Raw genomic sequence first — 1,679 nt, 5'->3', positions numbered from 1 at the left:
ACGTCGCGCTGGTTGAGGTTGTCGCCCAGGCGGAAGTGCTGATCGATGGCGTCGGCGAAGCTGCGCTTGCGCATCTCGCGGAAGAACTCGGCCAGGTAGTCGACGATGAAGCCGTAGCGCTGGGTGAAGAATGACGGCCGCATCTTGGGGATCTCCCAGCCCGGGATGTAGGCGTGGAAGCGGTCGAAGAAGGCGGCATCAATCATGGCGTCGGGGAAAGGGGTCAGCAGATGGCTGGTCTTCACCAGCGACTCGACACTCTGGTTGATGTTGCCGATGAACACCATGGAGGCGGAGGCTTCCATCTGCTCGCGCCCGCGGGCGAAGGACCCAGAGGCCATGTAGTCCTTCATGATCTGCACGCCGTCCTTGTCCTTGAACGAGATACCGGCCACCTCGTCGAAGGCCACCAGGTCCCACATGCCGACCAGGCCGATGCGCCGCGAACTCATGTTGTAGAACAGGTTGGCCACGGTGGTCTGGCCGCCGGAGACCAGGATGCTGTTGGGCGAGCACTCCTTGTAGATATGGCTCTTGCCGGTGCCGCGGGGGCCCAGCTCGCAGACGTTGTAGTTGTTCTCCACAAACGGAATCATCCGGGCCAGCAGGTGCCACTGCACCTCGGCGTCGAGCTCGGCCGGCTCCATACCGATGGAGCGGATCAGCACCTCGCGCCACTGGTCGGTGGTGAAGCCGCGGCGCCCCTCGAATAGCTCCTCCATGTTCATGTGGGGCATCTGGATCGGCTTGAGCTGGCTGACCCCGAAGGGCGAGCCGCGCTGACCCTCCTCGTGGTAGTAGCTCAGGGTGGCGATCACCCAGATCCCGCCCACCAACAGCTTCTCGTGCTCCTTGACGATGCCGGCGGAGATCTCGGCGTCCTTGATCCCCAAGTTGCTGAATGCGGCCTCGTAGCAGTCCTGCTTCTCGTTGAGGCGCACCGTCACCCGGTCGATGACCTTGAAGCTGCCGCGCTCGCGGACCAACGACTTCACCTTCTCGGCCTCGTCGGGGCGCACGTAGTTATCGGTGAGGATCGTCTTGACGTTCTTCAGGCCCTCGTCGATCACCTCCGGATCGTCGGTGGCGCAGTACATGCCGAGCAGGTACTCCAGCACATAGACCGGCACGTTGGCGCCTTCCTTGACCCGTTGGGTCAGGTCCTTGCGCACCACCCGACCAGCGAAGTGGGCGTTGAGCAGGGTGTCGAGGTCGCTCTCCTGCTCCGCGGCGGGGTGAGGTGGCATATCGGGCTGCGGTTCACTGTCCATGCTGAAAGTCACGCCAGAAGCTCCAAGATACGGTGGTGACAGGGTGCCATCGTGAGCGGCCGGCGGAGCCGGGCCCTTGGCTTAGAAGAAATCATCGGTGAACGCCAGGTCGATGACCACCCGGTAGCGCTCAAGCTCGGTGCCGAGATCCTTGTCGCGCAGCACCAGGAAGTAGTCGCGCTTGCGGTCGAAGTCGGTACCTGACAGCGACAGCCGCACCGACTTCATGCGCTCGTTCATGTTGTCGCTGGTACTGTCGAAGGTCACCGTCTCTTCGCTGGAGACCGCTTCGGTGCCCTCGAAGATGGCCACCGCCAGGGTGATGGGCTTGAGCTGCTCGCTGACCGCCTCGGTCTGCAGCAGCTCGAAGCGCTGGATGTTGTTGACCATCTTCAGCGAGGCCTTGGG

Annotated in this window: 1 protein-coding gene and 1 pseudogene; both read right to left on the bottom strand. The window is 63.0% G+C overall.

Annotated elements, in window-relative coordinates:
* The coding region (brxL, locus tag Q358_RS0113880) for a protease Lon-related BREX system protein BrxL (protein ID WP_425402563.1) at positions 1–1,283 on the bottom strand (1,283 nt) is incomplete at its 3' end.
* Between the two features lie 69 nt (positions 1,284–1,352).
* Positions 1,353–1,679: pseudogene (locus tag Q358_RS18820) on the bottom strand (BREX-1 system phosphatase PglZ type A); the annotation flags it as partial.

This window comes from Halomonas halodenitrificans DSM 735 (assembly GCF_000620045.1).
GTDB lineage: Bacteria > Pseudomonadota > Gammaproteobacteria > Pseudomonadales > Halomonadaceae > Halomonas > Halomonas halodenitrificans.
The sequence above is the reverse complement of the archived record's forward strand: the minus strand, read 5'-3'. Positions and strand labels throughout refer to the sequence as shown.